The following is a 25,121-nucleotide window of genomic DNA, read 5'->3' as shown; positions in this document are numbered from 1 at the left end:
CACCGTCGGGTTGGTGAAGGCCAGCAGCGACGGCGCGTGGTGCAGGATGCCGCCGATGTAGTGGCGGGCGGTGTCGGACAGGCCCGCGTAGCCGCTCTCGTCGTGGAACAGCGGCGCGCCGTCCTTCCACAGCGACTGGTGCGTGTGCATGCCCGAGCCGTTGTCGCCGAACAGCGGCTTCGGCATGAAGGTGACGGTCTTGCCGGCCTGCCACGCGGTGTTCTTGATGATGTACTTGAACAGCATCAGGTCGTCCGCGGCGTGCAGCAGCGTGTTGAACCTGTAGTTGATCTCGGCCTGGCCGCCGGTGCCGACCTCGTGGTGGGCGCGCTCGACGGTGAAGCCCTGGGCCTCCATGTTGAGGACCATCTGGTCGCGCAGGTCGGCGTAGTGGTCGTTCGGGGTGACGGGGAAGTAGCCGCCCTTGTACTTGACCTTGTAGCCGAGGTTGCCGCCCTCTTCCTCACGGCCGGTGTTCCACCAGCCGGAAACCGCGTCGACCTTGTGGAACGAGCCGTTCGCGGTGGTGTCGAACTGGACCGAGTCGAAGATGTAGAACTCCGCCTCGGCGCCGAAGTAGGCGGTGTCGGCGATGCCCGAGTCGGTGATGTACTGCTCGGCCTTGCGCGCGATGTTGCGCGGGTCGCGGCTGTAGGCCTCACGCGTGAACGGGTCGTGCACGAAGAAGTTGACGATCAGCGTCTTCTCGATGCGGAACGGGTCCAGACGCGCGGTGTACAGGTCGGGCAGCAGCAGCATGTCCGACTCGTGGATGGACTGGAAGCCGCGCACGGAGGAGCCGTCGAAGGCAAGTCCCTCTTCGATCGCGTCGGCGTCGAACGCCTTGGCCGGCAGCGTGAAGTGCTGCATCACGCCGGGCAGGTCGCTGAACCGCACGTCGACGAACTTGACGCCCTCGTCGGTGATGAACTTCAGCACCTCGTCGGAATTCTTGAACACCCTCGTCGACTCCTTGACTATGGACAACGGCTTGTCATCGCGAGCGACCGTATGTCGGCGGTGTTGCCCGTCCGTCACTCGGATGTTTCGCCAGTGTTAACGGGCCGGTCGGAGGGGGCAAGTGGACCTGCCGGTCCTCACCCCGCGTTCACCGGCTTACTCTGGAGGAGTGAGCAGGTGGACCGGATCGTGGCTGTCAGGACCTGATTCCGTGTTGTCGCCGGGTGGAGACTCGGCCGACGGCACCCAGCAGCGCTGGCGCGGTGAGCGCCACGGGTTCCCCCAGGACGGTCCGGGCTCCATCGCCTCGATCGGGCGGCGCACGTTCGCCATCCTCGCAGACTTCCTCCTCGCCGCAGGTGTCGCGGGGCTGTTCACCCGGCCTGACCTGCCGCGCAACTGGAGCCTGCTCGCCTGGTTCGTCATCACCGTGGTCGCGGTCGCGTACTTCGGGTTCACGCCGGGGCACGCGCTGCTCGGGCTGCGGGTGGCGCGCATCGACGGCAAGGCGTTCGTGCACCTGCCCCGCGCGCTGCTGCGCACGATCCTCATCTTCCCGCTGATCCCGGCGCTGGTCTGGGACGCGGACGGGCGGTGCCTGCACGACAAGGCCGCCGGCACGGTCGTCATCAAGGTCCGCTAGACCCCGAACGTGACGAGGCCCGCCGCACGGGATGTGCGGCGGGCCTCGTCACGTGGTGGTGGCAGTCGTCAGCCCCGGCGGCGCAGGGTGCGCTGGACGTTGCGCATCTTCGCGCCCGCCGGCATCGGGCCCTTGGGCAGTGCGGCGCCGCGGCTGGCCAGCGCGGACAGGCGGGTCTCGAGCGTGTCGACCTGGGCGGCCGTGATGTTGCGCGGCAGCTTCATCAGGGTCGACTGGAGCTTCTTCAGCGGAACCTGGCCGTCGCCGGTGCCGATGATGAAGTCGTAGATCGGGGTCTCGCCGACGACGCGCGAGATGCGCTTCTTCTCCTGCGCGAGGAGCGGCTTCACCCGCTGCGGCGCGCCCTCGGCGACCAGGACCACGCCGGGACGGCCGAGCACGCGGTGCACGGCGTCGAGCTGCGTGGTGCCCGCGACGGCGGGGGTGACGCGCCAGCGGCCGCGCAGGTTCTCGAGCGCCCACGCGCCGGCGCCGGGCTGGCCGTCCGCCTTGCGGAAGACGTTGCTCTGCACGCGGCGGCCGAAGATGACGACGGCCAGCAGCGCGCCGATGGCGACGCCCAGCGGCACGAACATCCAGACCGCGTTGAAGACCAGGCCGAGGACCACGGCGACGGCGGTGACGCCGAGCACCGCGGCGAGCATCAGCGGGATCAGCGCCTTGTCCTCGCGGCGCTGCATCTTGAACGCCTCGAAGATCTGCTTCCGCCGCTCGCGTGATGCCGCGCGGCGAACCTTCGCCGCTTCCTTGGCAGCCGCCTTGTCCTGCTTACCAGCCATGCTCACAGGATACGGCGCGCTGGTCTCGGCGTTGCATCGGCCATCTGCGAGACTGCGGGGATGGACGCGTTGCTGGAGGGTCTCGATCCGGAACAGCGCGCAGCGGTCGAAGCTCCGCGCGGCCCCGTGTGCGTGCTCGCGGGAGCCGGTACCGGAAAAACGCGCACCATCACGCACCGCATCGCCTACCTCTGCCAACGCGGCCACGTCGCTCCGTCGCAGGTCCTGGCCGTCACGTTCACCAAACGCGCCGCGGGGGAGATGCGCACCCGGCTGCGTTCCCTGGACGTGCACGGCGCACAGGCCGTGACGTTCCACGCCGCCGCGTCACGCCAGCTGCGCTACTTCTGGCCGCGCGTCATCGGTGGTCCGCGCTGGGAGCTGGTCGACCAGAAGATCCGCGTCGTCGCCCGCGCCGCGTCCCGGCTGGGACTGCCGACCGAGACCGACGCCCTGCGCGACTTCACCAGCGAGATCGAGTGGGCGAAGTCGTCGCTGCTGACCCCGGAGGACTACCCGGTCGCCGCCGCTCGCGCCGCGAGGGACATCCCGGCGCCCACCGAGCAGATCATGAAGCTCTACACGACCTACGAGCAGCTCAAGAACGAGGCGCAGCTGCTCGACTTCGACGACCTGCTGCTCTACACGGCGGGCGCGCTGGAGGACAACGCGGAGGTCGCCCAGGAGTTCCGCGACCGCTACCGCTGCTTCGTCGTCGACGAGTACCAGGACGTGACGCCACTGCAGCAGCGCGTGCTCGACTCGTGGCTCGGCGGCCGCGACGACCTGACGGTGGTCGGCGACGCGAACCAGACCATCTACTCGTTCGCCGGCGCCTCGCCGCAGCCGCTGCTCAACTTCGCGCGCCGGTTCCCCGAGGCGGTCGTCGTGCGGCTGGAGCGCGACTACCGGTCGACGCCCCAGGTCGTGGCGCTGGCCAACGACGTCATCAAGTGGGCGCGCGGGCGTCCGGCCGGCTCGCGGCTCAGCCTCGTCGGGCAGCGGCCGGACGGGCCGATGCCGCGGTTCCACGAGTTCGACGACGAGCCGGCCGAGGCCGACGCGGTCGCGGGCCGCGTCAAGACGCTGCTCGACGAGGGCGTCGCCGCCTCCGAGATCGCGATCCTCTACCGGGTGAACGCGCAGTCGGAGGTGTACGAGCAGGCGCTCGCCTCGCTGGGCATCCCGTACCTGGTGCGCGGAGGCGAACGGTTCTTCGAGCGCGCCGAGGTGCGCCAGGCGATGATCACGTTGCGCATGTCGGGCGAGGTCCCCGGCAGCCTGCCCGAGGTCGTCCGGTCGGTGCTGGGCCGCGTCGGGCTGACCGACGAGCCGCCCACCGGTGGCTCCGCGCGGGAGCGCTGGGAGTCGTTGCTCGCGCTGGTCGAGCTCGCCGAGGAGTTCACCGTCTCCGTGCCCGAGGCCGACCTGCCGCGCTTCTGCGCCGAGCTGGACGTGCGCGCCGAGGCGCAGCACCCGCCGACCGTGGAGGGCGTGACGCTGGCGTCGCTGCACGCGTCGAAGGGCCTCGAATGGGACGCCGTGTTCCTCGTCGGCCTCGTCGAAGGCACGATGCCGATCCAGTACGCCGACGGCGACGAAGCGAAGATCGAAGAAGAACGCCGCCTTCTGTACGTAGGCGTGACGCGCGCGCGTGAGCACCTCTGGTTGTCGTGGGCGTTGGCGCGTGCGGCTGGTGGGCGCAAGTACCGCCGCCGTTCGCGCTTCCTCTACAACCTCGTGCCGGAGAACCACCCGGCGGCGCGCGTATCTGGTGGCGCGCAGCGGCCTCCTCTGATGAAGAAGGAAAAACCGACCTGCCGGGTGTGCGCGTCGACCCTGGTCGAGGCGCAGGCCGTCAAGCTCGGCCGCTGCAGGACCTGCCCGTCCGATGTGGACGAAGAACTGCTCGAGTCGTTGCGCCAGTGGCGGTCGACGCGGGCGCGGGAGCTGAAAGTGCCCGCGTACGTCGTCTTCACCGACGCCACTCTCGTGGCGATCGCCGAGCAGCGGCCCACGGACACGGCAGGGCTCGTGGCGATCTCCGGCATCGGCGCTTCGAAGCTCGACAAGTTCGGCGACGACGTGTTGGGCCTGGTCCGGGCCGGTGTCGGGTACCCCGCCACCTGATCGAGACAAGTTTCGCTAAATAGGTTGCGAGCCCGTGGGACGGGGTCATAACCTGCTCATGCCGGGTCCGGAGGACCCGTCTGGGGAAGAAGAACTACTACACAGCTCTCAGTCGCAGAGCTCTCTCGCTCGGAGGAGGTGGCCCGTTGTGAAGATCTTCAGCATCTCGCGCGCGCTCGGCCTCCCGTTGACCGGGGGCATCTGCACGTCCGCATCCGCTCCGGCCGTGTGGCAGAAGTCTGCCCACATGCCAGTGGCACCGCTGGGCCGCGAGCGCGTCACCGCACTGCTCATCGAGCAGCCGGCCGCGCTGCCCACCGTCGATGACGTTGACAACTACACGAATGCGCTGTCCGCGCATCAAGTGAGAAGGCTCCTGCCGACCCCATAGGGGTCGAAGGACCACCACAGGCTCACGAAAGCCGCGGACTCGCACAGAGTCCGCGGCTTTCGTGTTTTCGCAGTACCCCACACAAGGAGAAAACCCTGATGTTGACGGCAACTGTCCCGCTCACCGGCGAGACACTTCCGGACCTCGCGGAGGGACTCGACATCCCCTGCCGCACCCACAACCCCGACCTCTGGTTCGCTGACGCGCCGGCCGACCTCGAGAAGGCCAAGTCCTTCTGCGAGACCTGCCCGGTGCTGGCGGAGTGCCTTGCCGGCGCGCTCGCTCGTCACGAGCCGTGGGGCGTCTGGGGTGGAGAGATCTTCGAGCGCGGAGTCGTGATCGCGCGCAAGCGGCCCCGTGGCCGTCCGCGCAAGGACGCGACCGTTGTCACTGTCAGCAAGACGGAGGCGGCAGCGTGAACACCGTGCGACTGAACGACAACAGCACGATCCCCGCCTACCTGAACGAGGGCCTGACACCCATGTCTCTGAACGAAGAATTCGTGCGAATACGAATACAAGAAGCCCAGAGGTACGCAGAGGAGCAACGCCTGGCGAACCGCCTCGCGTCAGCGCAACGTTGGCGCAGGTTGTCGCGATGGGCGGGACGCAGAGCGGCTCGCTTCGACCTCTGACAGTCTCGAGCTGAGGCCGTCATCCACGAGAAGGTGGATGGCGGCCTTGGCCGTTTCTCCGTACCGTCCCCCTTGTGCCGCACCACACTCACGACGGAATCGACTGGTCAGCCCGGCTTCACGCGATGAGGCGCTACGGCTCTCTGCAGGCGGAGGCGCTCTCCGCGGTCGCCCGCAGACTCGTCGCACCCCTGCCCGACTCGCCGGTCGTCATGGACGTCGGTTGCGGCGCGGGCTCGATGAGCGTGCCGCTCGTCTCGGCGCTGCGCGACCACGGCGGTGGCGTCCTCGTGCTCGTCGACGCCACGCCCGAACTGCTCGACGCGGCCTGCGCCGCGGCGCGTGCCGAGGCCGACGGCGCCGTGTCGGTGAAGCCCGTGCTCGCAGACCTGTCCGTGGAGGACCCGCTGTCCTTCACCGGCCCGGTCGAGCTCATCTGGGGCTCGCGGGTGGTGCACCACCTCCCTGATCAGTTGCGCGGAGTGAAACGCCTGGTCAGCGCTCTGGCCCCCGGCGGCTGGCTGGCGCTGGCCGAAGGCGGCCTGGAAACTCGCTTCCTGCCCTGGGACCTCGGCGTGGGTGAGCCGGGCCTGCAGGACCGCATGGCCGCGGCCCGCGCGTCGTGGTTCGTGTCGATGCGCGAGAACATGACCGGCACGGTGCGCCTGCCCGTCGGCTGGAACGTCGCTCTCGCCGACGCCGGCCTGGGCGAGATCAGCGCCTTCAGCTTCGTCGTCGACCACCCCGCTCCTGCCAAGCAGCTCGTGCGCGACTGGGCGGTCGACCGCCTGACCTGGCTGACCGAGGTCACCGGCCCGTTCCTGCACCCGGCCGACCGCGCTGCCCTGCGGCGCCTGCTCAACCCCTCCGACTCCGAGTACGTCGGGGCGCGCGAGGACGTGTTCCTGCTGGAGACCGACACCGTCCACGTGGGACGGCGGCGATGACCTCCTGCCACCGGTGCGGGCGGTCGCGTTCCTCCGTTTCCGACCTGGAGTTACTGGCCTGGTCTTCCGAGCGGACCGGTAAGTCCGTCCGGTGGTTGTGCCACGTGTGCGCCAAGACCCACGTGCGGGACATCGAGGGCAAGCTGCCGGACGAGTACTGGCGCTGACCTCAAGCGGGTCCGGCCGACGAGTGCCGGAGCCGACCTCGGGCGGGCCCGGCCCAGGTCGGTCTTCGGGGTGTGGACGGTTGCTCGACGGGGACGGTTGCTCGTCGGGGACTGGAGGCTCGGACCGCCTTGACGAGGTCGGTCAGGGTTCGACGGCGTGGGTCCGCTTGTGGACGGAAGCCAGTGTGAGGACTGGTGAGCGTCGGCGCCTGGACGAGGGGCTGAGCGGGACCGGACCGGCTCAGGCCCGCGGCTGACCTCAGGTCGGGTAGAGGTGGCGTAAGGCCTGTCTGACCAGCGCCGTTCCCCGTCGGCTGCACAACCGCAGCTCCTCCCGCAGCTCGCCCGGCGTGCACAGCCGGGCGTCCACCACGGCGTCGAGGAGCGCGACGACCGCGCGCGGGTTCAGCTCGCGGCGGGCCAGGTCCACCGCGGCCCGCGCCGGGGGAGCCAGCCTCAGGCCGTCGCGGAGGACCACCTCGGGCGGGCGGGTGGTGCGTTCCAGCAGGATCCACGGGTGCGAGCGGCGCGCGTTGCTCCCCGCGAGCACGTGGACGTGGCGGGGCAGTGGAAGGGCGGCGCCCTGGCGAGCCAACGCGTCCGCCCCGGTGATGACCGACGACGGGCCGGCGAAGGTGAGGACCGCGCGGAGCCTGTCCAGGCGGGTCGGCGGGGACGGCCTGGTCAGGACCACGCCCGGCAGCAGCCGCTGCCACGGGCCGGCCGGGGTGCAGGCGTGCAGGACCTCCCGCGGGGAGAGTCCGGATTCGCGCAGGTCAGCGGTGCTCTTGATGTGGGCCATGGGTACATCGTGGCGCAGGGGCGAGCCCTCGAAAGGGGGCTGGAGCCAACCTGTGGACAACTCGGCCGGGGTTCACCCGGACGAGTCAGTCGTCGAAGCCCGGCTGCCAGCGCGCCACGATCGCGCGGGCGGTCACGTGGGCGTCGAGCTGGCAGAGGATGCCCGTCGCGCCCAGGGTCACGCGGTGGATCAGCAGGTACTGCGGGGGCAGGTTCAGGGACCTGCCCGTCTGCGAGTCCGGGCTGCGCAGGTCGCCGACCCGTTCCGCCTGCGACTGCAGCCAGCGGCGGGTGAAGTGGAACGACTCCGTGCGCAGGGGCTCCACGAAGGGGGCCAGGTAGCCGAGCACGTCCTCGCCGTCGAGGGACATGCCCTCGCGGATGAAGTTCTCGGTGCGCAGGAGCTCCACCAGGTCGGCCGAGCGGCCGTCGAGGGCCAGCCTCGTCATCAGGCCCAGCGTCTTGGGCAGGCCGTCGGGGAGCCGGGCCACGGCGCCGAAGTCGATCACGCGCAGGCGGCCGTCGTCGCCCAGCATGAAGTTGCCGGGGTGCGGGTCGGCGTGCAGCAGGCCGGAGCGCGAGGGGGCCGAGAAGTGGAACTCGGCCAGCAGCTGGCCCGCCCGGTCGCGGTCCTCGGCCGAGCCCTCGCGGATGATCTTCGACAGGCCCACGCCGGAGGTCCACTCGGTCACCATGACCTTGGGCGAGGACGCGATGACGCGGGGGACCACGACGTGCGGGTCGTTCTCGAAGGCCTTCGCGAACGTGCGCTGGTTCGCGGCCTCGTCGCGGTAGTCGAGCTCCTCCAGGTACCTGTCGCGCAGCTCCTCCAGCAGGGGGCGCACGTCGGTGCCGGGCATGACGGCCTGCAGCAACCGCGAGAAGCGGAGCAGCTGCTTGAGGTCGGCGCGCAGGGCCTCGTCGGCGCCGGGGTACTGGACCTTCACCGCCACGTCGCGGCCGTCGTGCCACACGGCGCGGTGCACCTGGCCGATGGACGCCGAGGCGGCCGGCTCGTCGTCGAACGACTGGAAGCGCTTCGCCCAGGATGTGCCGAGCTGCTCGGCGAGCACGCGGTGCGTGGTGCGGGCGGGCATCGGCGGGGCCGCGGTCTGCAGCTTGGTCAGGGCCTCCCGGTACGGGGCCGCGAGCTCGTCGGGGACGGCGGCCTCGAACACGCTCAGGGCCTGGCCGAACTTCATCGCGCCGCCCTTGAGCTGGCCGAGCACCGCGAACACCTGTTCCGCCGTCTTGGCCGTCACCTCGGCGTTGACCTCGTCGGCCGTGCTCCCGGTCAGTCGCTTCCCCCAGCCGCCCACCACCCGGCCGGCCACCCCGAGGGGGAGGCTCGCCAGCTTGGCGGTGCGTTGCACGGCCTTGCGCGGAATCTCGGTCACTCAGCCATGTTATGTGCGGAGCACTGACAGTCAGGGTGCGGATACCAGCTTCGCTTCTCAGCGACGCCCGCGACCAGGTCGAGTTCGACAGTGGCGTTGAGCACTGGCGGCGGGGCGAGGTGGTGGCCGCGGAGGTGCACCAGCGACTCCAGGATCTGCACGACCGCGAGCGCCGCCGTTCCCGACGCGAAGAGCACATCGGTGGAGGCCGGCTTGCCCGCGAGCTGCGCCGCGATGACCGGCCACGCCGGGTCGTGATCGGTTCGGTGCAGGTCCGCGCAGTTCAGACAGCTGGTGCGACCAGGCAGGACCAGCGGCCCGACGATGCCCACGCCCTCACGGACGCGCACGGCCAGGTGCGGTGTGCGGGAGGCCATGAGCGCGTTCACGGCGTTCGGATCGGGCACGAGAGTGGCCGCGAGCACGACCAGATCGGCGTGGTGCGCCAGCCGGACGTTCGATTCCGCCAGCAGCGAGGTGATGGACAACGCGAGGTGTCCCGCCCCCTGCACGGCGACCGCCGAACCCGCCGCGGGGAAGCCGGTGTCGAGCAGGCCGGCCTCGTCGAGGGAGTCGAGAACTTCACCCAGCTGGGTGGGGTCCCCGCCGCGGGATCTCAGCCTTTCACCCAGTTCGGCGACGGTGTGGCGGCCGTCGAGGGTGAGCAGTTCGTCGACCAGCGCCTCGGGCAGCGAGTCGATCACCACGGCGTGCTTCGGGTCGGTCCCGACCTGCACGACGCCGGGGCCGCGGCGCACCACGGGCAGTCCTGCACGGACGCGGGGTCTAGTGTCCACAAGGGAGAGACTGGCAGGGGGCGAGGCCCCCTGCCAGCGGAAACGTCAGACCTTGGCCTTGCCGAGGATCCGCGTCATCTTCGTCCCGCAGACTGGGCAGGTGCCCTTCGCCATGCGTCGGCCGTTGGTTTCCTCGACCTGTCCGTCGAAGTCGCGCTTCTCCCGACACTTGACGCAGTAGCCGTTGTAGGTCTCGGCCACAGCCCCTCCCTTGCAGTTGTGAGTGCGGACACACTCGGGGACCTTGGCGCGACGGTACCTCCGCAGGGCCGTGATTCCGCGCATGTCGTTCTCGCGCGTGTCCAGCCGCCGTTCGGTGGAACTTCACCCGCCGGGTGCGCGCCTGCGGCCGGTTGGGGGCGGAAAATTGTCGGTGCCGCCGATTACGGTGACTGCATGGCCGAACCGCGGGTGGAGGTGCGGCGGAGCTCCCGGCGCCGTCGCATGGTCAGCGCGTACCGGGAGGGCGACACAGTGGTCGTCCTTCTGCCGGCACGGATGACCAAGGGGGAAGAGAAGCACTGGGTGGCGGAGATGTTGAGCCGCCTCCAGCGCAGTGAGACGCGCAGGAAGTCCCCTGCGCGAACGTCGGACGAGGCGCTCATGTCGCGCTGTGCCGAGCTGTCGGCGCGCTACCTGGACTCGCTCGCCGACCCCGTCAGCGTGCGCTGGGTGCCGCCCATGCGCACGCGCTGGGCGTCGTGCACGCCGAGCGAGGGCACCATCAGGGTGTCCGAGCGGCTGCGCGACGTGCCGCCGTGGGTGCTCGACTACGTGCTGGTGCACGAGCTGGCGCACCTGCTCGTGCCAGGGCACGGCAAGGACTTCTGGGAGTGGGTCCACCACTACCCGAGGACCGAGCGGGCCATGGGATATCTGGAGGGTCTTTCCGCCGCCGCAGGCTGGGGGATCACCGAGGACTAGACGCGACGCGACGCGCCCGGCTCAGGAAGGTCCTGGCCGGGCGCGTCGTCGACATTCACACGGGCGGGTCACCGCCGACGGGTCAGCTCTCGTCGGGCTTGGCGTCGTCCTTGCCGCTGTCGTCCTTGCCGCTGTCGTCACCCTTGTCCTCGCGCATCGTGCGCTCCAGCTCGGCGATCGGGTCCTCGAGCGCGTTGCGGGTGTTGGTGAGGCGCTCGGCGAACTCCAGCGGGTCGTCCAGGTCCTCGGCGGTCGGGACGAGCTCGGCGTGCTCCCACACGCTGTCGCGCACCTCGACGCCGTGCTGGTCGCCGACGAGCTTCCACAGCGCCGAGGCGGCCCGCAGCTTGCGCGGCCGCAGCTCCAGGCCCACGAGCGTCGCGAACGTCTGCTCGGCAGGGCCGCCGGAGGCGCGGCGGCGGCGCAGCGTCTCGCGCAGGGCGGGGGCGCCGGGCAGGCGTTCGGCCACGGCGGCGTCGACCACGACGTCCACCCAGCCCTCGACCAGGGCCAGCAGCGTCTCCAGGCGGGCCAGCGCGGCCTTCTGCTCCGGGGTGGTCTGCGGTTCGAGCAGGCCCGAGCCCATGGCCTCCTCGATCGAGGCCGGGTTCGACGGGTCGATCTGGCCGGCGAGCTGCTCCAGGGCGGAGGTGTCGACCTTGATGCCCTTCGCGAACTCCTCGACGGTGTCGAGCAGGCGCTGCCGCAGCCACGGCACGTGCGTGAAGAGGCGCTGGTGCGCGGCCTCGCGGGCGGCGAGGAACACCATGACCTCGGACGCGGGGCGCTCCAGGCCCTCGGTGAACTTCTCGATGTTCGCGGGCAGCAGGGCCGCGGTGCCCTCGGGGCCGAGCGGCAGGCCGACGTCGGTCGAGGTGAGCACCTCGGAGCCGAGCTGCGCCAGGGCGTTGCCGAGCTGCGAGCCGAACGCCATGCCGCCCATCTGGCCGAGCATCGCGAGCAGCGGGCCGGCCGCCTGCTTGGCCTCGGCGGGCATCGCCTCGACCCACGCGCCGGACATGCGCTGCGCGACCGGGTCGCACAGGCGCTGCCAGGTCGGGATCGTCCGCTCGATCCAGTCGCGCGCGGTCCACGCCTGCGTCGTGCGGGTGCCGGCGGGCAGCGAGGTGACCGGGTCGAGCCACATCTCGGCAAGGTGCACGGCGTCGGTGACCGCGCCCGACTGGTCAGCGGCGAACCCGATGGTCGTCGACGTCGAGGACAGCTGCTGGAACGCGATCTGCTTGGCGAGGTCGTAGTTGACCGGCCCGCTCGACGTTCCCGCGCTGCTCAGCATCGATCCCAGCTGGCTCAGCATGTTCCCGAGCTGGCTGAAGTCGAACGGGTTGTCTCCAGGCTTCCCGCTCTTGTCATCGGGGTCGTGCGGGCTGAACCCGAACGGCACGTCACTCATGCCTCTACCGTACGCGGACAGACATGGTCGTACGCTGTTCAGCCGTGAGTGAAACCGTCGCGACCGCACCCGCGCCAGCGCCCCCGCCGAGGGAGCGCGGACTTACCCGCCGGACGTGGACGCTGGTCATCAGCTTCCTCGTGGTGGCGGCACTCGGACTGCTCGGCGGTTTCGCCAGAGTCCCGTACGTCGCGCTGGGCCCCGGCCCGACCTACGACGTGCTCGGCAAGGTCAAGGACACCGACGTGGTCGCGGTGGACGGCCAGAACACGTTCCCCACCAACGGGACCCTCCGCATGACGACGGTCTCGCTCACCGACGACGTGTCGTTGTTCGGCGCGCTGGGCCTGTGGCTGTCCGGCCGCTACGCCCTGGCGCCGCGCGAGGAGTTCTTCAAGCCCGGCGAGTCGGAGGAGGAGGTGCAGAAGAACAACGAGATCGCGTTCAGCGAGTCGCAGACCTCCGCCGAGGTCGCCGCGCTGCACTACCTCGGCTATCCGGGCAAGGTGGTCGCGAACCAGGTCACCAAGGGCAGCCCCGCGGACGACGTCATCCCGCTCGGCGCGCGCATCATCTCGGTCAACGGCAAGCAGGTGCAGAGCTCCGCGGACGTGAGCGCGGCCCTGGAGAACACCAAGCCGGGCGACCGGATCGAGGTCGCGTTCGAGAAGGACGGCACCTCGAAGTCGACCCAGCTCACCCTCGGCACGCGTGACGACGGCCGCCCCGCCGGCTTCATCGGCATCTCGCCGGTCGACCGCGCCGACGTGCCGTTCAAGATCAAGATTAGCCTGTCCGACGTCGGCGGCCCCTCGGCCGGCCTCATCTTCGCGCTGGCGATCGTCGACAAGCTGACGCCGGGCGAGCTCAACGGCGGCAAGGCCATCGCGGGCACCGGCGAGATCACCGGCGACGGCACGGTGAAGCCGATCGGCGGCATCGCGTTCAAGATGGTCGCCGCGAAGGAGGCGGGCGCGACGGCGTTCCTCGTGCCGTCGGACAACTGCCAGGACGCGAAGCAGCAGGCGCCCTCGGACCTCAGGCTGATCAAGGTCGAGAACCTGAAGGACGCGGTGTCGTCGCTGGAGGCGCTCAACACCGGCAAGGACACGCCCAGCTGCTGACCCGCTCGTACACCGGGGACCTCTCGTGCCGCTCGTCGGCGCGGCGGGTCCCCGTTCGCGTTCGGCCGCCGGTTCCGGGCGTGCTCGCGGCCTGGGTGCGTGACGCCTGTGTCGTGCCGTGCCGGAGGGTGGGTCATCGACGCGTTCGAGTTCGTGCGCGCGCTTTCGCAGGGGTACCCCCGAGCTGGGAACCCCTGCGTTTCAACGTACTCAGAGGGTCCGACAAGATCGGGACGCGCGCCTGCCCCGGTCAGCCCGGACGGCAGCCGGCGCGGGTCGCGCTCGTGCCGCTCGCCTGAGTTCTGTCCGCTTGCCGCGAACAGCGCACAACGAGATGACAACCCCGGCGCTGTCAGGTGCCGGGGTTGTGCCAGCCTGGGGACGTGACGACTAGGGCCGCAGCGTGGCGAGCAGGGCGTCGGTGAGGTTGGGCGCCAGCTCGGGGTGCTCGACGACCTCCTCCGGCACCTCGACCGTGGCGCGCAGCCGCAGCACGCAGCAGACGGAACCGTCGCGCAGCACGGCCGCCACCAGGCGCGCCTCGCGGCGGGACGGGTGCTCCGCGGCGAACCTGCGGGCCGCCTCGTCGTCCAGCTCGCCGTGGCTCAGCTCGGTCTCCGCCTCCGGCGGCAGGACCACGATCTCCTGGGCCAGGGCGCACCCCGTCACGGCCGGGGGCCACTCGATGCCCGCGAGCGCGTCGGCCAGATCGCCGTCCAGGGCGTCCTGGGCGATCGGGGTCAGCGGGCTCGACTCCGGGTCGAGCTGGGCCCGCAGCTCTGGCTGCTGGGTGATCAGGTCGGACGTGGGCACGAGGGCGAAGAGTTGCGGTGGCTGCTCCCAGCCGCCTGCCGCTACGAACTCCTCTACCTCGCGGGCGACCGTCGGGAGGATGACCGCTGGCGTTTCACTCGCTGACACGCGTGTCATCGTAAGACTGCGGACTTCACGGGAACCCAGGGCGTCGTCCGTAGAGTTGGACTAAACGTACGTATCGATTTACCGCGATCCAGGAGCGTGCCTCGTGGCCACACGGCCTCCGGTCGGACTGCCGAAACTGTCCCGGCGAAGCCGAATACTGCTCATCGTCGGTGTCGTGCTCCTGTTCGGTCTCATCACAGGATCGCGGCTGCTCGACACCTACGTGAACTGGCTGTGGTTCGGCGAGGTGAATTTCCGCGACGTCTACAGCACGGTCCTGCTCACCCGCCTGGGGCTGTTCGTGGCCGTCGGGGCCGTCGTCGGCGGCGTCGTCGCGCTGAACCTCTACCTCGCCTACCGGGCGCGGCCCGTCTTCGTGCCGGTGTCGGGTCCCGACGACCCGGTCGCGCGCTACCGCACGGTCGTGATGCGGCGGATGCGGTTGTTCGCGATCGGCATCCCCGTGTTCGTCGGGCTGATCGCGGGCGCGTCGGCGCAGGCGGACTGGCAGTTCATCCAGCTCTTCCTCAACTCGCAGCCGTTCGGCGTGCCCGACCCGCAGTTCGGGCACGACATCGGCTTCTACGCGTTCAAGCTGCCGTTCTACGAGTGGCTGCTGTCGTGGCTGTTCATCACGACCGCGGTGTCGTTCATCGGCGCGGTGATCGCGCACTACCTGTTCGGCGGCATCCGGCTGGCCGGCCGCGGTGGCCAGCTCTCCGGGCCCGCCCGGCTGCACCTCGCGCTCGTCGCCGGCACGTTCGTCCTGCTCAAGGCCGTCGCGTACTTCTTCGACCGGTACGAGCTGCTGCTGCACGAGAACGAGAAGTTCGTCGGCGCGAGCTACACCGACCTCAACGCGGTGCTGCCGGCCAAGCTGATCCTGCTGTGCATCGCGGTGTTCTGCGCCGTCGCGTTCTTCGCGGGCGCGTTCATGCGCAACGTGCAGCTCCCCGCCATCGCGACCGTCCTGCTGGTGCTGTCGAGCGTGCTCGTCGGCGCCGCGTGGCCCGCGGTGCTGGAGCAGTTCTCGGTCAAGCCGAACGCCATCCAGAAGGAGGCCGAGTCGATCAAACGCAACATCGCGGCGACACGGCAGTCGTTCGGGCTGACGGAGGACAAGGTCGAGACGAAGCCGTACGACGGCAAGCAGAACGTCAGCAACGACCAGATCAAGACCAACGACGCGGCCACCCTGGGCAACATCCGCCTGCTCGACCCGGCCGTGCTGTCGCGGACCTTCACGCAGTTCCAGCAGCTGAGGCCGTTCTACGGGTTCCCGAACAAGCTCGACGTCGACCGGTACACAGTGGACGGGAAGCTGCGCGACTACATCGTCGCGGTGCGCGAGCTCAAGCTCGACAGCCTGCCGCAGGGCCAGCGCGACTGGATCAACCAGCACCTCATCTACACGCACGGCAACGGCTTCGTCTACGCCGAGGCGAACAAGGTCAACGCGGTGGCCGACGAGACCAACGGCGGCTACCCGGACTTCAAGACCGGTGAGGTCAAGTCGAACGGCGACGTCGGCAACGACCCGAAGGGCATCAAGGTCGACCAGCCGCGCACGTACTTCGGCGAGCTGTTCGGCGTGAACGACTACTCGATCGTCGGCGGCAGGCCAGAGGGCTCCGCGGCCGAGTACGACACGGACGCCAAGTCCTACACCTACACCGGCAGCGGTGGCGTGCCGATCGGCAGCCTGATCGACAAGCTGGCGTTCGCGGCGTACTACGGCGAGCGGAACATCCTCTTCAACCAGTCGATCGCCGACGACTCGAAGATCCTGTTCAAGCGCACGCCGCGCGACCGCGTGCAGGCCGTGGCGCCGTGGCTGACCGTGGACAGCGACCCGTACCCCGCCGTCGTCAACGGCCGGATCACGTGGATCGTCGACGGCTACACGACCCTCGAGAACTACCCGTACGCGCAGCGCACGCAGCTGGGTGACGCGACGAACGACTCGCTCACCGCGGACGGCGTCGTGATCTCGCAGGTCAACAAGCCCGTCAACTACATCCGCAACTCGGTCAAGGCCACTGTGGACGCCTACGACGGCACCGTGAGCCTGTACCAGATCGACGACAAGGACCCGGTCCTCAAGGCGTGGATGGGCGTCTTCCCGAACACGGTGAAGCCGGGCAGCGAGATCTCGCCCGAGCTGCGCCAGCACTTCCGCTACCCCGAGGACCTGTTCAAGGTGCAGCGGCAGATCCTGTCGAAGTACCACGTCTCGTCGCCGTCGGACTTCTACTCCGGTGTCGCCTACTGGGCGCCGCCGCAGGACCCGACGATCGACAACGTGACGACGGCCGACGCCCAGCGCGACGCGGCGAGCAAGCGCCGGGACGCCCAGCCGCCGTTCTACGTCCTCGCCGGTGACCCGAGCGACCCGAGCAAGGTCCGCTTCCAGCTGACCAGCCCGCTCGTCCGCGAGAACCGGGAGTTCATGGCGGCCCACGTCTCGGTCGGATCCGACCCGGACAACTACGGGAAGATCAGCGTCCTGCAGCTCAACCAGGACGCCAAGGGCCCGCAGCAGATCCAGACGCAGTTCCTCACGTCCGACAACGTCAGCCGTGAGCTCAACCTGCTGACGCAGCAGAAGACGACGGTCGTCTACGGCAACCTGCTCACGCTCCCGCTGGGCGGCGCGCTGCTCTACGTCGAACCCGTCTACATCGAACGCGCGTCGAACAACACGTCGTACCCGCAGCTGTCCAAGGTGCTCGTCTGGTACGGCGACCGGGTCGGCTACGCGTCCACGTTGAACGAGGCGCTGGAACAGGTGCTCAGCGGCGCCGGCGCCGTCGTGCCGCCGCCGAGCGACAACAACGGCAACGGCCAGGCCTCCACGCCGCCGTCGACGACGCCACCCGCCAACGGGACGCTGAGCCCCGAGCTGCAGAAGGCGATCAACGACATCGACGCGGCGCTGGCCGACATCACCAAGGCCCAGCAGAACGGGAACTTCACCGAGCTCGGGCAGGCCTACGGACGCCTGGACGACGCGACGAAGAGGTTCAAGCAGTACAACACCGGGGCCGCGGCGCCGCCGGCGACGAGCCAGTCGTCGGTTGTGCCGAGCCCCACACCGTCGGGCTGACCTCCCGATTTGCTTTTCCCGCTCCGCCCCGCGTAAGGTTCTGTTCATACCGACGCGGGGTGGAGCAGCTCGGTAGCTCGCTGGGCTCATAACCCAGAGGTCGCAGGTTCAAATCCTGTCCCCGCTACAAAGTTGGGAAAGTCCTGTCTGCGGAATGCGCAGACAGGACTTTTTCGCATTGTATTGGGGGCGGAGCCCCCAAACCCCACCCCGGGGGCAAGCCCCCGGACCCCCGGCCGCCTCGCCTTCATTTTGACCGGCGTCATCTCGGGTGGTCGGTTTTGGCGAACTGCGGTCGCCTTGCCTTCGGGGTTGGCGCGCCTCATCCCACCGCTTCTGGTCGCCTTTGGCGGGTTCCGTTCGGTGCTCAGGCTTTTAGGGGGCTGACCTGCGGGGATGGCGTTAGTGGGGGGTGGTGGAAAAGGGGTTTTTCGGGGGTGTAGAGTTCTCCTTACAACAGCAAGACAGCAACACGAAGACAAGCTAGAAGCGGCGCGGGGTGGAGCAGCTCGGTAGCTCGCTGGGCTCATAACCCAGAGGTCGCAGGTTCAAATCCTGTCCCCGCTACTAGATGAAGGCCGGAGCCTACAGGCTCCGGCCTTCTGCGTTTTCCTGGTTTCTGCTTCTGGGTTCAGGTCATGTTCTCCGCCCAGTACTGGGCGCACAGCATGCTGGAGCAGATTCGGCCCTGGCCGTTGACGGTGCGGTGCTTGCGGATCTGCTTGCCGCACACCATGCACTCGTCCTTGCCGGCCTGCTCAGGGATTCCGCCCGTCATCCACGCCCTCGTGTGCGCTGCCACCTTCTTGTGGTCCAGCCACTTGATGCTCTTCAACATCCCCGACCTCCGTGCCTCGCTCCGCCTGCTGGCAGTGATCATTTTCCTCGTCGGGCAGGCGTGCGAAAGAGGTCCGCGCGGACATCACCGGGTCGTGCGACGACGACGCCCGTCCGTCCATTCGGGTGGCTTCGGCCGGTGAGGGTCGTACCGCCGATCGAGTGAGGGCGGGGACTTTCGTTTCTGCGAAAGGGTTTTTCCATCCGGGATGGACACGGACGGTCAAGCGGCCAAACGCGTGAGGTGCGAAAACTGCCGCTTACTCAGCGAGACTTTTCGTTGCTCCGCATGGCCCATCAGACTAGCCCGGTGATCAGCCACAGTGGACAGAACGGCTGACCATTGTGGACAGCTTCCCCCAGACGTGGGAACGTTGTCGTTGTGTCAGACCTGAATGCGACCGCAGCCGCCCTGCTCGGGCTGCTGCACGACGGACCCAAGACCGGTGGCCAGTTGGTTGCGGAGGCAGGGGAGCGCTTCGGCGCGTTCTTCAGCGTCACCCGCAGCCAGGTGTACCGCGAGCTGCCCGCGTTGGCCGACCAGGGCCTGCTGCGCCTCGGCAAGCAGGGACCGCGCTCGAGCCAGCAGTACGTGCTGACGGCGGCGGGCAAGAAGGCCTTCAAGAACTGGCTGCTGTCCGAGCCCGGGCCGGACCACCTGCGCAGCCCGCTCATCCTGCGCCTGGTGCACGCCGGCTCGCTGACCGCGAAGCAGCGCGAGTCCCTGATCACGACCGCGCGCACGACGTACGGTCAGGAGCAGGAGAGCGCGAAGAGCGCGGCCAAGACGGCGGAGGACCCCTACGCCAAGGCGGTCGCCGAGTTCGGTCTCGCCCACGCGAAGGCCGTTCTCAAGCTGCTCGACGCCATCCCCACGGCGTAACACGAGAGCGCCAGCGAAGCACCGGCCGCGAACTGCGGCCGGTGCTGGCGTAATCTTTGTGCGTGAACCCGGACGTCGAAGCAGACATCAAGGAACTCTCCGCCACTCTTTCGAGCATCGAGGCGGTGCTGGACCTCGATGCGTTGCGCGCCGCTGTCGCGGACCTGGAGGAGCAGGCGGCCCGCCCGGACCTCTGGAACGACCAGGAGCAGGCGCAGAAGGTCACCAGCCAGCTCTCGCACAAGCAGGGCGAGCTGCGTCGCGTCACGAACCTGCGCGAGCGCCTGGACGACCTCCCGCTGCTCTACGAGCTCGCGGAAGAGGCCGACGACTCCGACGCGCTCGCCGACGCGGACAACGAGCGCGTCAAGCTGCGCGACGACATCGCGAGCCTCGAGGTGCGCACGCTGCTGTCCGGCGAGTACGACGAGCGCAACGCGCTGATCACCATCCGCGCCGAGGCCGGTGGCGTCGACGCCGCGGACTTCGCCGAGATGCTGCTGCGCATGTACTCGCGCTGGGCCGAGCGCCACAACTACGGCGTCGACGTGTTCGACACGTCCTACGCGGAAGAGGCGGGCATCAAGTCCGCGACGTTCCGCGTGAGCGCTCCCTACGCCTACGGCACGCTGAGCGTCGAGCAGGGCACGCACCGCCTCGTGCGCATCTCGCCGTTCGACAACCAGGGCCGCCGCCAGACGTCGTTCGCCGGCGTCGAGGTCGTGCCCGTCGTCGAGCAGACCGACCACGTCGAGATCGACGAGAAGGAACTGCGGGTCGACGTCTACCGCTCGTCCGGCCCCGGTGGTCAGGGCGTCAACACGACCGACTCGGCGGTGCGCCTCACGCACATCCCGACCGGAATCGTGGTGTCCTGCCAGAACGAGCGCTCGCAGCTGCAGAACAAGGCGACGGCCATGGCCGTCCTGCAGGCCAAGCTGCTCGAGCGCCGCAGGCAGGAGGAGCAGGCCAAGATGGACGCGCTCAAGGACTCCGGCTCCAGCTGGGGCAACCAGATGCGCTCCTACGTGCTGCACCCGTACCAGATGGTCAAGGACCTCCGGAACAACCACGAGGTCGGCAACCCGTCGGCGGTGCTGGACGGGGAGATCGACGACTTCCTCGAGGCCGGCATCCGGTGGCGCAAGCAGTCCCAGCAGGGGTAGTCAGCCAGTCAGCGTGATCTGAGGCGAAGGGCACGATCGGGGCGTCAGAGGCCTCGAACGTGCCCTTTCTTCGACCGGTCGTGGCGGTTCGACCACGCGGTGTGGAGGGCCGGGACCACCCTTCCGGTACGGGAAGTTAACCGGAACGGGGGCTTTACCCCGGCCATGAGTAGACTCGCGCCTCGTGATTCGTCTCGAACACGTTTCCAAGGTCTACAAGACCTCCACGCGTCCCGCGCTCGACGACGTGTCCGTCGAGATGGAGAAGGGCGAGTTCGTCTTCCTGATCGGGCCCTCCGGGTCCGGCAAGTCGACGTTCCTGCGCCTGCTGCTGCGCGAAGAGGTGCCGACCAGGGGACGCGTCTACGTCTCCAACTTCGACGTCGCCAAGATGTCGCGGCGCAGGGTCCCCCGTCTGCGCCAGTCCATCGGCTGCGTGTTCCAGGACTTCCGCCTGCTGCCGACGAAGACGGTCGCCGAGAACGTCGCCTTCGCGCTGGAGGTCATCGGCAAGCCCCGCAACACCATCGTCAAGGTGGTGCCGGAGGTGCTGCAGCTGGTGGGCCTCGACGGCAAGGAGGACCGGTTCCCGACCGAGCTGTCCGGTGGTGAGCAGCAGCGCGTGGCGATCGCCCGCGCGTTCGTGAACCGCCCGCTGGTGCTGATCGCCGACGAGCCGACCGGAAACCTGGACCCCGACACGAGCCAGGACATCATGTTGCTGCTGGAGCGGATCAACCGCACCGGCACGACCGTCATCATGGCCACCCACGACCACGGCATCGTCGACTCCATGCGCCGCCGCGTGGTGGAGCTCTCGTACGGCAAGGTCGTCCGTGATGACGCGCGCGGCGTTTACGGCGTTGGCCGTTAAGCGTCCCTAGTCCCCGAACCCCAAGGAACCCCGCCCCCGATGCGTACCAGCTTCGTGTTCAGCGAGGTCGTCACCGGACTTCGCCGGAACGTCACGATGACGATCGCGATGATCCTCACGACCGCCATCTCGCTCGGGCTGCTCGGCGGTGGCCTGCTCGTCGTCCGCATGGTCGACAAGATGCAGGCCAACTACGCGGGCAAGCTCGAGGTCTCCGTGCTGCTGACGAACGACGTCAGCGCCAACGACAAGGACTGCACGCAGCAGCCGTGCGCCGGCCTGCGTTCGGCGCTCGAGCAGACCTCCGGTGTCGAGTCCGTGGTGTTCCAGAACCGCGACGACGGCTTCGAGCGCTTCAAGCGGATCTTCGAGGCCCAGCCGGAGCTGCTCAAGCTCGCGCGTCCCGAGGCGATCCCCGCCACGTTCCGCGTGAAGCTGGAGGACCCGGAGCGCACCGACGTGATCCGGCAAGCCTTCGAGGGCAAGCCGGGCGTGAAGGCCGTCGACGACCAGGGCAAGTTCCTCGAGCGGTTCTTCGAGGGCCTGAACGGCCTGCGCGACGTCGCCCTGATCCTCGCGCTCATCCAGGCGTTCGCCGCGCTGCTGCTGATCTCGAACACCATCCAGGTGTCGGCGTTCACCCGCCGCGTCGAGGTCGGCATCATGCGACTGGTCGGCGCGACCCGCTGGTACACGCAGCTGCCGTTCCTCATCGAGGCGGTCGTCGCGGGCATCATCGGCTCGATCACCGCGGTCGCCGGCCTGGTGCTGTTCAAGGCGTTCTTCCTCGACCGGATCACCAGGAACCTCACCGAGTCGGGCATCATCCCGCCGATCGGGTACCTGGACATCCTGATCGTGTCGCCGTGGCTGTTCCTCGTCGCGATAGTCATCTCGGCCACCACCGGCTACGTGACACTGCGTCTCTACGTGCGCCTTTAACGGTTTTACCGACCACGTAAAGTTGTCGCCATGGTCAAGGAACGCGGGCAGAAGGTCATCGCGTCGAACCGCAAGGCTCGGCACGACTGGGCCATTCTCGACACCTACGAGGCCGGCATCCAGCTCGTCGGCACCGAGGTGAAGAGCCTGCGCATGGGACGGGCGTCCCTCGTGGACGCCTTCGCCCAGGTGGACGACGGCGAGATCTGGTTGCACGCGCTGCACATCCCGGAGTACGTCGCGGGCACCTGGACGAACCACGAGGTCCGGCGCAAGCGCAAGCTCCTGCTGCACAAGGCGGAGATCGAACGGCTGATCGGCAAGACCAAGGAGTCCGGCCTGTCGCTCGTCCCGCTGCAGATGTACTTCAAGGACGGCTACGTCAAGGTCGAGATCGCCCTCGCGAAGGGCAAGAAGGCCTACGACAAGCGTCAGGACATCGCGAAGCGCGACGCGAACCGCGAGATCGCCAAGGCGCACGGACGGGCTCTGAAGGGCCGCTACTGATGGCATTGGTGGACGTCCACGTCCACTTCATGCCGCAGAACGTCCTGGACAAGGTCTGGGCGTTCTTCGACCGCGTGCGCGAGTCCGGTGTCGACTGGTTCATCTGGTACCGCACTGACGAGAACGCCCGGCTCACCGCACTGCGGGAGCTGGGCGTCGTCGCGTTCGCGCCCCTGGTCTACCCGCACAAGCCCGGCATGGCCGAGTGGCTGAACGAGTGGGCGGCCGACTTCGCGGCACGGGTGCCGGAGGCGGTGCCGACGGGCACGTTCTACGCGGAACCCGGTGCCGAGGCGTACGTGCGCAAGGCGTTGGAGGCCGGTGCGCGGTGCTTCAAGTCGCACGTCCAGGTCGGCGGCTACGACCCGCGTGACGAGCTGCTGGACGGCGTCTGGGGTCAGCTCGCGGAGGCCGGTGTGCCGGTGGTCGTGCACTGCGGCGACGGGCCGATGCCGGGGGAGTTCACCGGGCTCGGCGTCTTCGAGGGAGTGCTGCGCAGGCACCCGTCGCTGACCGCGGTGATCGCGCACGCCGGGATGCCCGACTACTCAGGGGCGCTGGACCTGGTCGAGCGCTACCCGAACGTGCATGTCGACACCACGATGGTGGGCACGCCGTTCACGGAGCAGCTGGTGCCGCTGCCGGCGGACTGGCGGTCCCGGATCGCCGGTGTGGTCGACCGGGTCGTGCTGGGCAGCGACTTCCCGAACATCCCGTACCCCTACGAGACGCAGATCGAGGCGATCCGCTCGTGGGGGTTGGACACCGCCGGCGAACAGGCCGTGCTGCACGACAACGGCGCCCGTCTGCTTCAGCTGTCCAGGTAGGCGAGCACCGCCCGGACCCGGCGGTGCTCGGAGTTCGACGGCTCCAGGCCGAGCTTCGCGAAGATGTTGCCGACGTGCTTCTCCACGGCGCCGTCGGACACCACGAGCGTCCCGGCGATGGCGGTGTTGGACAGTCCCTGCGCCATCAGGCCGAGCACCTCGCGTTCGCGCGGCGTCAACTTGTCGACGGGGCTCTTCTTGCTGCGCACCATGAGCTGCGTGATCACCTCGTGGTCGATGCTCGTGCCGCCGTCCGCGACCCGCCGCACCGCATCGACGAACTCCTTCACGTCGGCCACCCTTTCCTTGAGCAGGTAGCCGACCCCGCTCGCACCACCGGCGAGGAGTTCCACGGCGTAGCGCTCCTCGACGTACTGCGACAGCACCAGCACCGGCAGCCCGGGATAGAGGCGCCGGCACTCGATGGCGGCCCGCAGGCCCTCGTCGGTGAACGTCGGCGGCATCCGCACGTCCACCACGCACAGGTCCGGCCTGTGCTCGGTGACGGCGTCCAGCAGGTCGTCACCGTTCTCCACCGCCGCGACGGTCTCGATGCCCTCGTCGGCGAGCAACCGCTGCACGCCCACCCTCAGCAGCACCGAGTCCTCGGCGATCACCACGCGCACGGCAACTCCGCTCGAATCACTGTCGGCCCACCCACGGGGCTGACGACGACAACCACACCGTCGATCGTGGCAGCCCGGTCCGCGAGGCCGGCGAGCCCGCCGCCCGGCTTCAGCTCGGCGCCGCCCTGACCGTTGTCGGTGACCTCCACCAGCACACCCGTCTCCACCTTGGTGACCCGCACGGTCGCCCTGGTGCCGTTGGAGTGCTTGGTGATGTTCGTGAGCGCCTCGCCGACGGTGAAGTACGCGGCGCTCTCCACCGCCGTCGGCGGCCGCGGGTCCACGTCGACCTGCAGGTCGACCTCGATCGGCAGGCGGGCGGCCAGCGCGGACAGCGCGGCGTCGAGCCCGCGGTCGCCCAGCACGGACGGGTAGATGCCCCGCGCCAGGTCGCGCAGCTCCTTGATGGCGAGCTTCGCGTCCGCGTGCGCCTCGGCGATCAGCTCGGCGGCGCCCTCGGGATCGGAGTCCATCTTGGACTTCGCGCGGCCCAGCCCCATCGCCACGGCCACGAGCCGTTGCTGCGCGCCGTCGTGCAGGTCGCGTTCGATGCGCCGGCGCTCCGCCTCGGCCGCCTCGACACCGCGGGCCCTGCTCGACTGCAGCCGTTCCGCCTCGATCGCCAGCGCGTCCGCACGCGTCGGCCCGAGCATGGCGCGGGCGAACTTGCCGTGCAGCACGCCCAGCGCCTGCGTGCCCATCACCGCGAACGGGACCAGCGCCAGCCCGATCAACGAGATGGGCCACGCCGACGCGAACGAGTCGATGGTCCAGAAGTCACCCACGACCACGGCGAACGGCGCGTCGCCGATCCAGAACGGCACGGCGATGAACGCCGCCGCGATCGTCCACATGGCGAGGACCGCGGCGAACTCGAGGACACCGACCGGCAGCAGCAGGAGCAGGTACCCGTAGTCGCGCCAGGTGGCCGGGTCGGAGAACTGGGCCTTCCAGCGCTGCCACAGCGTGCCGTCGCTCTTCTCGCGGTACGGCCGGGGGATCTCCGTGCGCAACGCGGCCCTGACCCACGACCGCTCCACCGTCGCACCGCCGCGCACGACGTTCATCGCGAGCCACAGCAGCGGCAGACCGACCCAGATGACGGCTGTCGCGAACCCGACCACCGTCAGCACGACGGAGAGGGTGAACCAGAAGATGCCGGTCACCAGGTTGGTCAGCAGGTAGAACCCGGCTGCGAGCGCGTTCGGTTTCCTCATGTGTCCATGCTGTCGTTACCGCTGGTCAGAGACCATGTGGCTAGCTATGAGGCCGAAGGTGGGGACAGCCCTACCTGCCTCGGGAA

At 69.1% G+C, this 25,121-nt stretch carries 26 protein-coding genes and 2 tRNA genes; 17 read left to right on the top strand and 11 right to left on the bottom strand.

Going from position 1 to position 25,121, the window contains the following annotated elements; genetic code table 11:
* The coding region (gene glnA, locus VM306_RS03805; RefSeq protein WP_325510890.1) for a type I glutamate--ammonia ligase at positions 1 to 960 on the bottom strand (960 nt) is incomplete at its 3' end.
* A 169-nt stretch (positions 961 to 1,129) separates the two neighbouring features.
* On the opposite strand from glnA, the gene VM306_RS03800 reads away from it, so the two are divergent.
* Entirely contained in the window at positions 1,130 to 1,603 is a 474-nt protein-coding gene (locus VM306_RS03800; protein ID WP_325510888.1) for an RDD family protein, read from the top strand.
* Positions 1,604 to 1,671: 68 nt separating this feature from the next.
* Here the strand turns inward: VM306_RS03800 and VM306_RS03795 are convergent, their stop codons facing one another.
* Positions 1,672 to 2,403: a DUF4191 domain-containing protein gene (locus VM306_RS03795; RefSeq protein WP_325510886.1), complete on the bottom strand. Its 732-nt coding sequence runs from the start codon at positions 2,401 to 2,403 to the stop codon at positions 1,672 to 1,674.
* A gap of 60 nt (positions 2,404 to 2,463) precedes the next feature.
* Between VM306_RS03795 and VM306_RS03790 the strand changes: the two genes are divergently transcribed.
* The 5 genes from VM306_RS03790 to VM306_RS03770 all read left to right on the top strand — a co-directional run bounded on the left by VM306_RS03790 (position 2,464) and on the right by VM306_RS03770 (position 6,672).
* Positions 2,464 to 4,533, top strand: a complete 2,070-nt coding sequence (locus VM306_RS03790; protein ID WP_325510884.1) for an ATP-dependent DNA helicase UvrD2 — start codon at positions 2,464 to 2,466, stop codon at positions 4,531 to 4,533.
* Positions 4,534 to 4,681: 148 nt separating this feature from the next.
* Complete coding sequence (locus VM306_RS03785; RefSeq protein WP_325510882.1) at positions 4,682 to 4,924, top strand: hypothetical protein; 243 nt, start codon at positions 4,682 to 4,684, stop codon at positions 4,922 to 4,924.
* Between the two features lie 98 nt (positions 4,925 to 5,022).
* A complete protein-coding gene (locus VM306_RS03780; protein ID WP_325510880.1) occupies positions 5,023 to 5,343 on the top strand; it encodes a WhiB family transcriptional regulator in 321 nt (106 codons plus the stop codon).
* Between the two features lie 340 nt (positions 5,344 to 5,683).
* On the top strand, positions 5,684 to 6,505 hold the full coding sequence (locus VM306_RS03775; protein WP_325510878.1) for a class I SAM-dependent methyltransferase: 822 nt from the start codon (positions 5,684 to 5,686) through the stop codon (positions 6,503 to 6,505).
* On the top strand, positions 6,502 to 6,672 hold the full coding sequence (locus VM306_RS03770) for a hypothetical protein (RefSeq protein ID WP_325510876.1): 171 nt from the start codon (positions 6,502 to 6,504) through the stop codon (positions 6,670 to 6,672). Before VM306_RS03775 ends, VM306_RS03770 begins: the two co-directional genes overlap by 4 nt.
* Before the next feature lie 259 nt (positions 6,673 to 6,931).
* Here the strand turns inward: VM306_RS03770 and VM306_RS03765 are convergent, their stop codons facing one another.
* The 4 genes from VM306_RS03765 to VM306_RS03750 all read right to left on the bottom strand — a co-directional run bounded on the left by VM306_RS03765 (position 6,932) and on the right by VM306_RS03750 (position 9,868).
* A complete protein-coding gene (locus VM306_RS03765) occupies positions 6,932 to 7,474 on the bottom strand; it encodes a hypothetical protein (protein ID WP_325510874.1) in 543 nt (180 codons plus the stop codon).
* Between the two features lie 85 nt (positions 7,475 to 7,559).
* Positions 7,560 to 8,870 (bottom strand): AarF/ABC1/UbiB kinase family protein, encoded by a 1,311-nt coding sequence (locus VM306_RS03760; RefSeq protein WP_325510872.1) that lies wholly within the window; start codon positions 8,868 to 8,870, stop codon positions 7,560 to 7,562.
* On the bottom strand, positions 8,867 to 9,667 hold the full coding sequence (locus tag VM306_RS03755) for a hypothetical protein (protein ID WP_325510870.1): 801 nt from the start codon (positions 9,665 to 9,667) through the stop codon (positions 8,867 to 8,869). The genes VM306_RS03760 and VM306_RS03755 overlap by 4 nt, the downstream gene beginning before the upstream one ends.
* A gap of 45 nt (positions 9,668 to 9,712) precedes the next feature.
* Complete coding sequence (locus tag VM306_RS03750) at positions 9,713 to 9,868, bottom strand: DUF5679 domain-containing protein (protein ID WP_176946781.1); 156 nt, start codon at positions 9,866 to 9,868, stop codon at positions 9,713 to 9,715.
* Positions 9,869 to 10,063: 195 nt separating this feature from the next.
* Here VM306_RS03750 and VM306_RS03745 point away from each other — a divergent pair, with 195 nt between their 5' ends.
* Positions 10,064 to 10,591 carry a M48 family metallopeptidase gene (locus tag VM306_RS03745; protein ID WP_325510866.1) on the top strand — a complete coding sequence of 176 codons (528 nt, stop codon included), beginning with the start codon at positions 10,064 to 10,066 and terminating at the stop codon, positions 10,589 to 10,591.
* 82 nt (positions 10,592 to 10,673) lie between these two features.
* On the opposite strand, the gene VM306_RS03740 is transcribed toward VM306_RS03745, so the two are convergent.
* Positions 10,674 to 12,005: a zinc-dependent metalloprotease gene (locus VM306_RS03740; RefSeq protein ID WP_325510864.1), complete on the bottom strand. Its 1,332-nt coding sequence runs from the start codon at positions 12,003 to 12,005 to the stop codon at positions 10,674 to 10,676.
* Between the two features lie 44 nt (positions 12,006 to 12,049).
* Here VM306_RS03740 and VM306_RS03735 point away from each other — a divergent pair, with 44 nt between their 5' ends.
* Positions 12,050 to 13,129, top strand: a complete 1,080-nt coding sequence (locus VM306_RS03735) for a PDZ domain-containing protein (protein WP_325510862.1) — start codon at positions 12,050 to 12,052, stop codon at positions 13,127 to 13,129.
* Between the two features lie 390 nt (positions 13,130 to 13,519).
* Here the strand turns inward: VM306_RS03735 and VM306_RS03730 are convergent, their stop codons facing one another.
* The gene (locus tag VM306_RS03730; RefSeq protein WP_325510860.1) at positions 13,520 to 14,059 is read right to left on the bottom strand and encodes a PPA1309 family protein; all 540 of its coding nucleotides are present in this window, start codon (positions 14,057 to 14,059) and stop codon (positions 13,520 to 13,522) included.
* Between the two features lie 94 nt (positions 14,060 to 14,153).
* Here VM306_RS03730 and VM306_RS03725 point away from each other — a divergent pair, with 94 nt between their 5' ends.
* The 3 genes from VM306_RS03725 (at position 14,154) to VM306_RS03715 (ending at position 17,723) form a co-directional block, all read left to right on the top strand.
* Positions 14,154 to 17,156: a UPF0182 family protein gene (locus tag VM306_RS03725; protein ID WP_325510858.1), complete on the top strand. Its 3,003-nt coding sequence runs from the start codon at positions 14,154 to 14,156 to the stop codon at positions 17,154 to 17,156.
* Between the two features lie 53 nt (positions 17,157 to 17,209).
* A tRNA-Met gene (locus VM306_RS03720) sits at positions 17,210 to 17,283 on the top strand.
* A gap of 366 nt (positions 17,284 to 17,649) precedes the next feature.
* A tRNA-Met gene (locus VM306_RS03715) sits at positions 17,650 to 17,723 on the top strand.
* Positions 17,724 to 17,787: 64 nt separating this feature from the next.
* Here the strand turns inward: VM306_RS03715 and VM306_RS03710 are convergent.
* The gene (locus tag VM306_RS03710; RefSeq protein ID WP_325510857.1) at positions 17,788 to 17,994 is read right to left on the bottom strand and encodes a hypothetical protein; all 207 of its coding nucleotides are present in this window, start codon (positions 17,992 to 17,994) and stop codon (positions 17,788 to 17,790) included.
* A gap of 381 nt (positions 17,995 to 18,375) precedes the next feature.
* Between VM306_RS03710 and VM306_RS03705 the strand changes: the two genes are divergently transcribed.
* The 6 genes from VM306_RS03705 (at position 18,376) to VM306_RS03680 (ending at position 23,192) form a co-directional block, all read left to right on the top strand.
* The gene (locus VM306_RS03705; protein WP_325510856.1) at positions 18,376 to 18,876 is read left to right on the top strand and encodes a PadR family transcriptional regulator; all 501 of its coding nucleotides are present in this window, start codon (positions 18,376 to 18,378) and stop codon (positions 18,874 to 18,876) included.
* Between the two features lie 62 nt (positions 18,877 to 18,938).
* The gene (prfB, locus tag VM306_RS03700; RefSeq protein ID WP_325510855.1) at positions 18,939 to 20,042 is read left to right on the top strand and encodes a peptide chain release factor 2; all 1,104 of its coding nucleotides are present in this window, start codon (positions 18,939 to 18,941) and stop codon (positions 20,040 to 20,042) included.
* 184 nt (positions 20,043 to 20,226) lie between these two features.
* A complete protein-coding gene (gene ftsE / locus VM306_RS03695) occupies positions 20,227 to 20,916 on the top strand; it encodes a cell division ATP-binding protein FtsE (RefSeq protein ID WP_030470385.1) in 690 nt (229 codons plus the stop codon).
* 39 nt (positions 20,917 to 20,955) lie between these two features.
* The gene (gene ftsX, locus VM306_RS03690) at positions 20,956 to 21,858 is read left to right on the top strand and encodes a permease-like cell division protein FtsX (protein WP_325510849.1); all 903 of its coding nucleotides are present in this window, start codon (positions 20,956 to 20,958) and stop codon (positions 21,856 to 21,858) included.
* A gap of 30 nt (positions 21,859 to 21,888) precedes the next feature.
* Entirely contained in the window at positions 21,889 to 22,365 is a 477-nt protein-coding gene (gene smpB / locus VM306_RS03685) for an SsrA-binding protein SmpB (protein WP_045311206.1), read from the top strand.
* Positions 22,365 to 23,192 carry an amidohydrolase family protein gene (locus tag VM306_RS03680; RefSeq protein ID WP_325510845.1) on the top strand — a complete coding sequence of 276 codons (828 nt, stop codon included), beginning with the start codon at positions 22,365 to 22,367 and terminating at the stop codon, positions 23,190 to 23,192. Before smpB ends, VM306_RS03680 begins: the two co-directional genes overlap by 1 nt.
* On the opposite strand, the gene VM306_RS03675 is transcribed toward VM306_RS03680, so the two are convergent.
* Both VM306_RS03675 and VM306_RS03670 read right to left on the bottom strand, forming a co-directional pair.
* Positions 23,177 to 23,818, bottom strand: coding sequence for a response regulator transcription factor (locus tag VM306_RS03675; protein WP_325510843.1), 642 nt, complete (start codon positions 23,816 to 23,818; stop codon positions 23,177 to 23,179). The two genes, VM306_RS03680 and VM306_RS03675, sit on opposite strands and share 16 nt — an antisense overlap.
* Positions 23,806 to 25,035 carry a sensor histidine kinase gene (locus VM306_RS03670; RefSeq protein WP_325510841.1) on the bottom strand — a complete coding sequence of 410 codons (1,230 nt, stop codon included), beginning with the start codon at positions 25,033 to 25,035 and terminating at the stop codon, positions 23,806 to 23,808. The genes VM306_RS03675 and VM306_RS03670 overlap by 13 nt, the downstream gene beginning before the upstream one ends.
* Between the last annotated feature and the right edge of the window lie 86 nt (positions 25,036 to 25,121).

It is taken from the genome of Lentzea sp., from assembly GCF_035525475.1.
Lineage (GTDB): Bacteria > Actinomycetota > Actinomycetes > Mycobacteriales > Pseudonocardiaceae > Lentzea.
The sequence above is the reverse complement of the archived record's forward strand: the minus strand, read 5'-3'. Positions and strand labels throughout refer to the sequence as shown.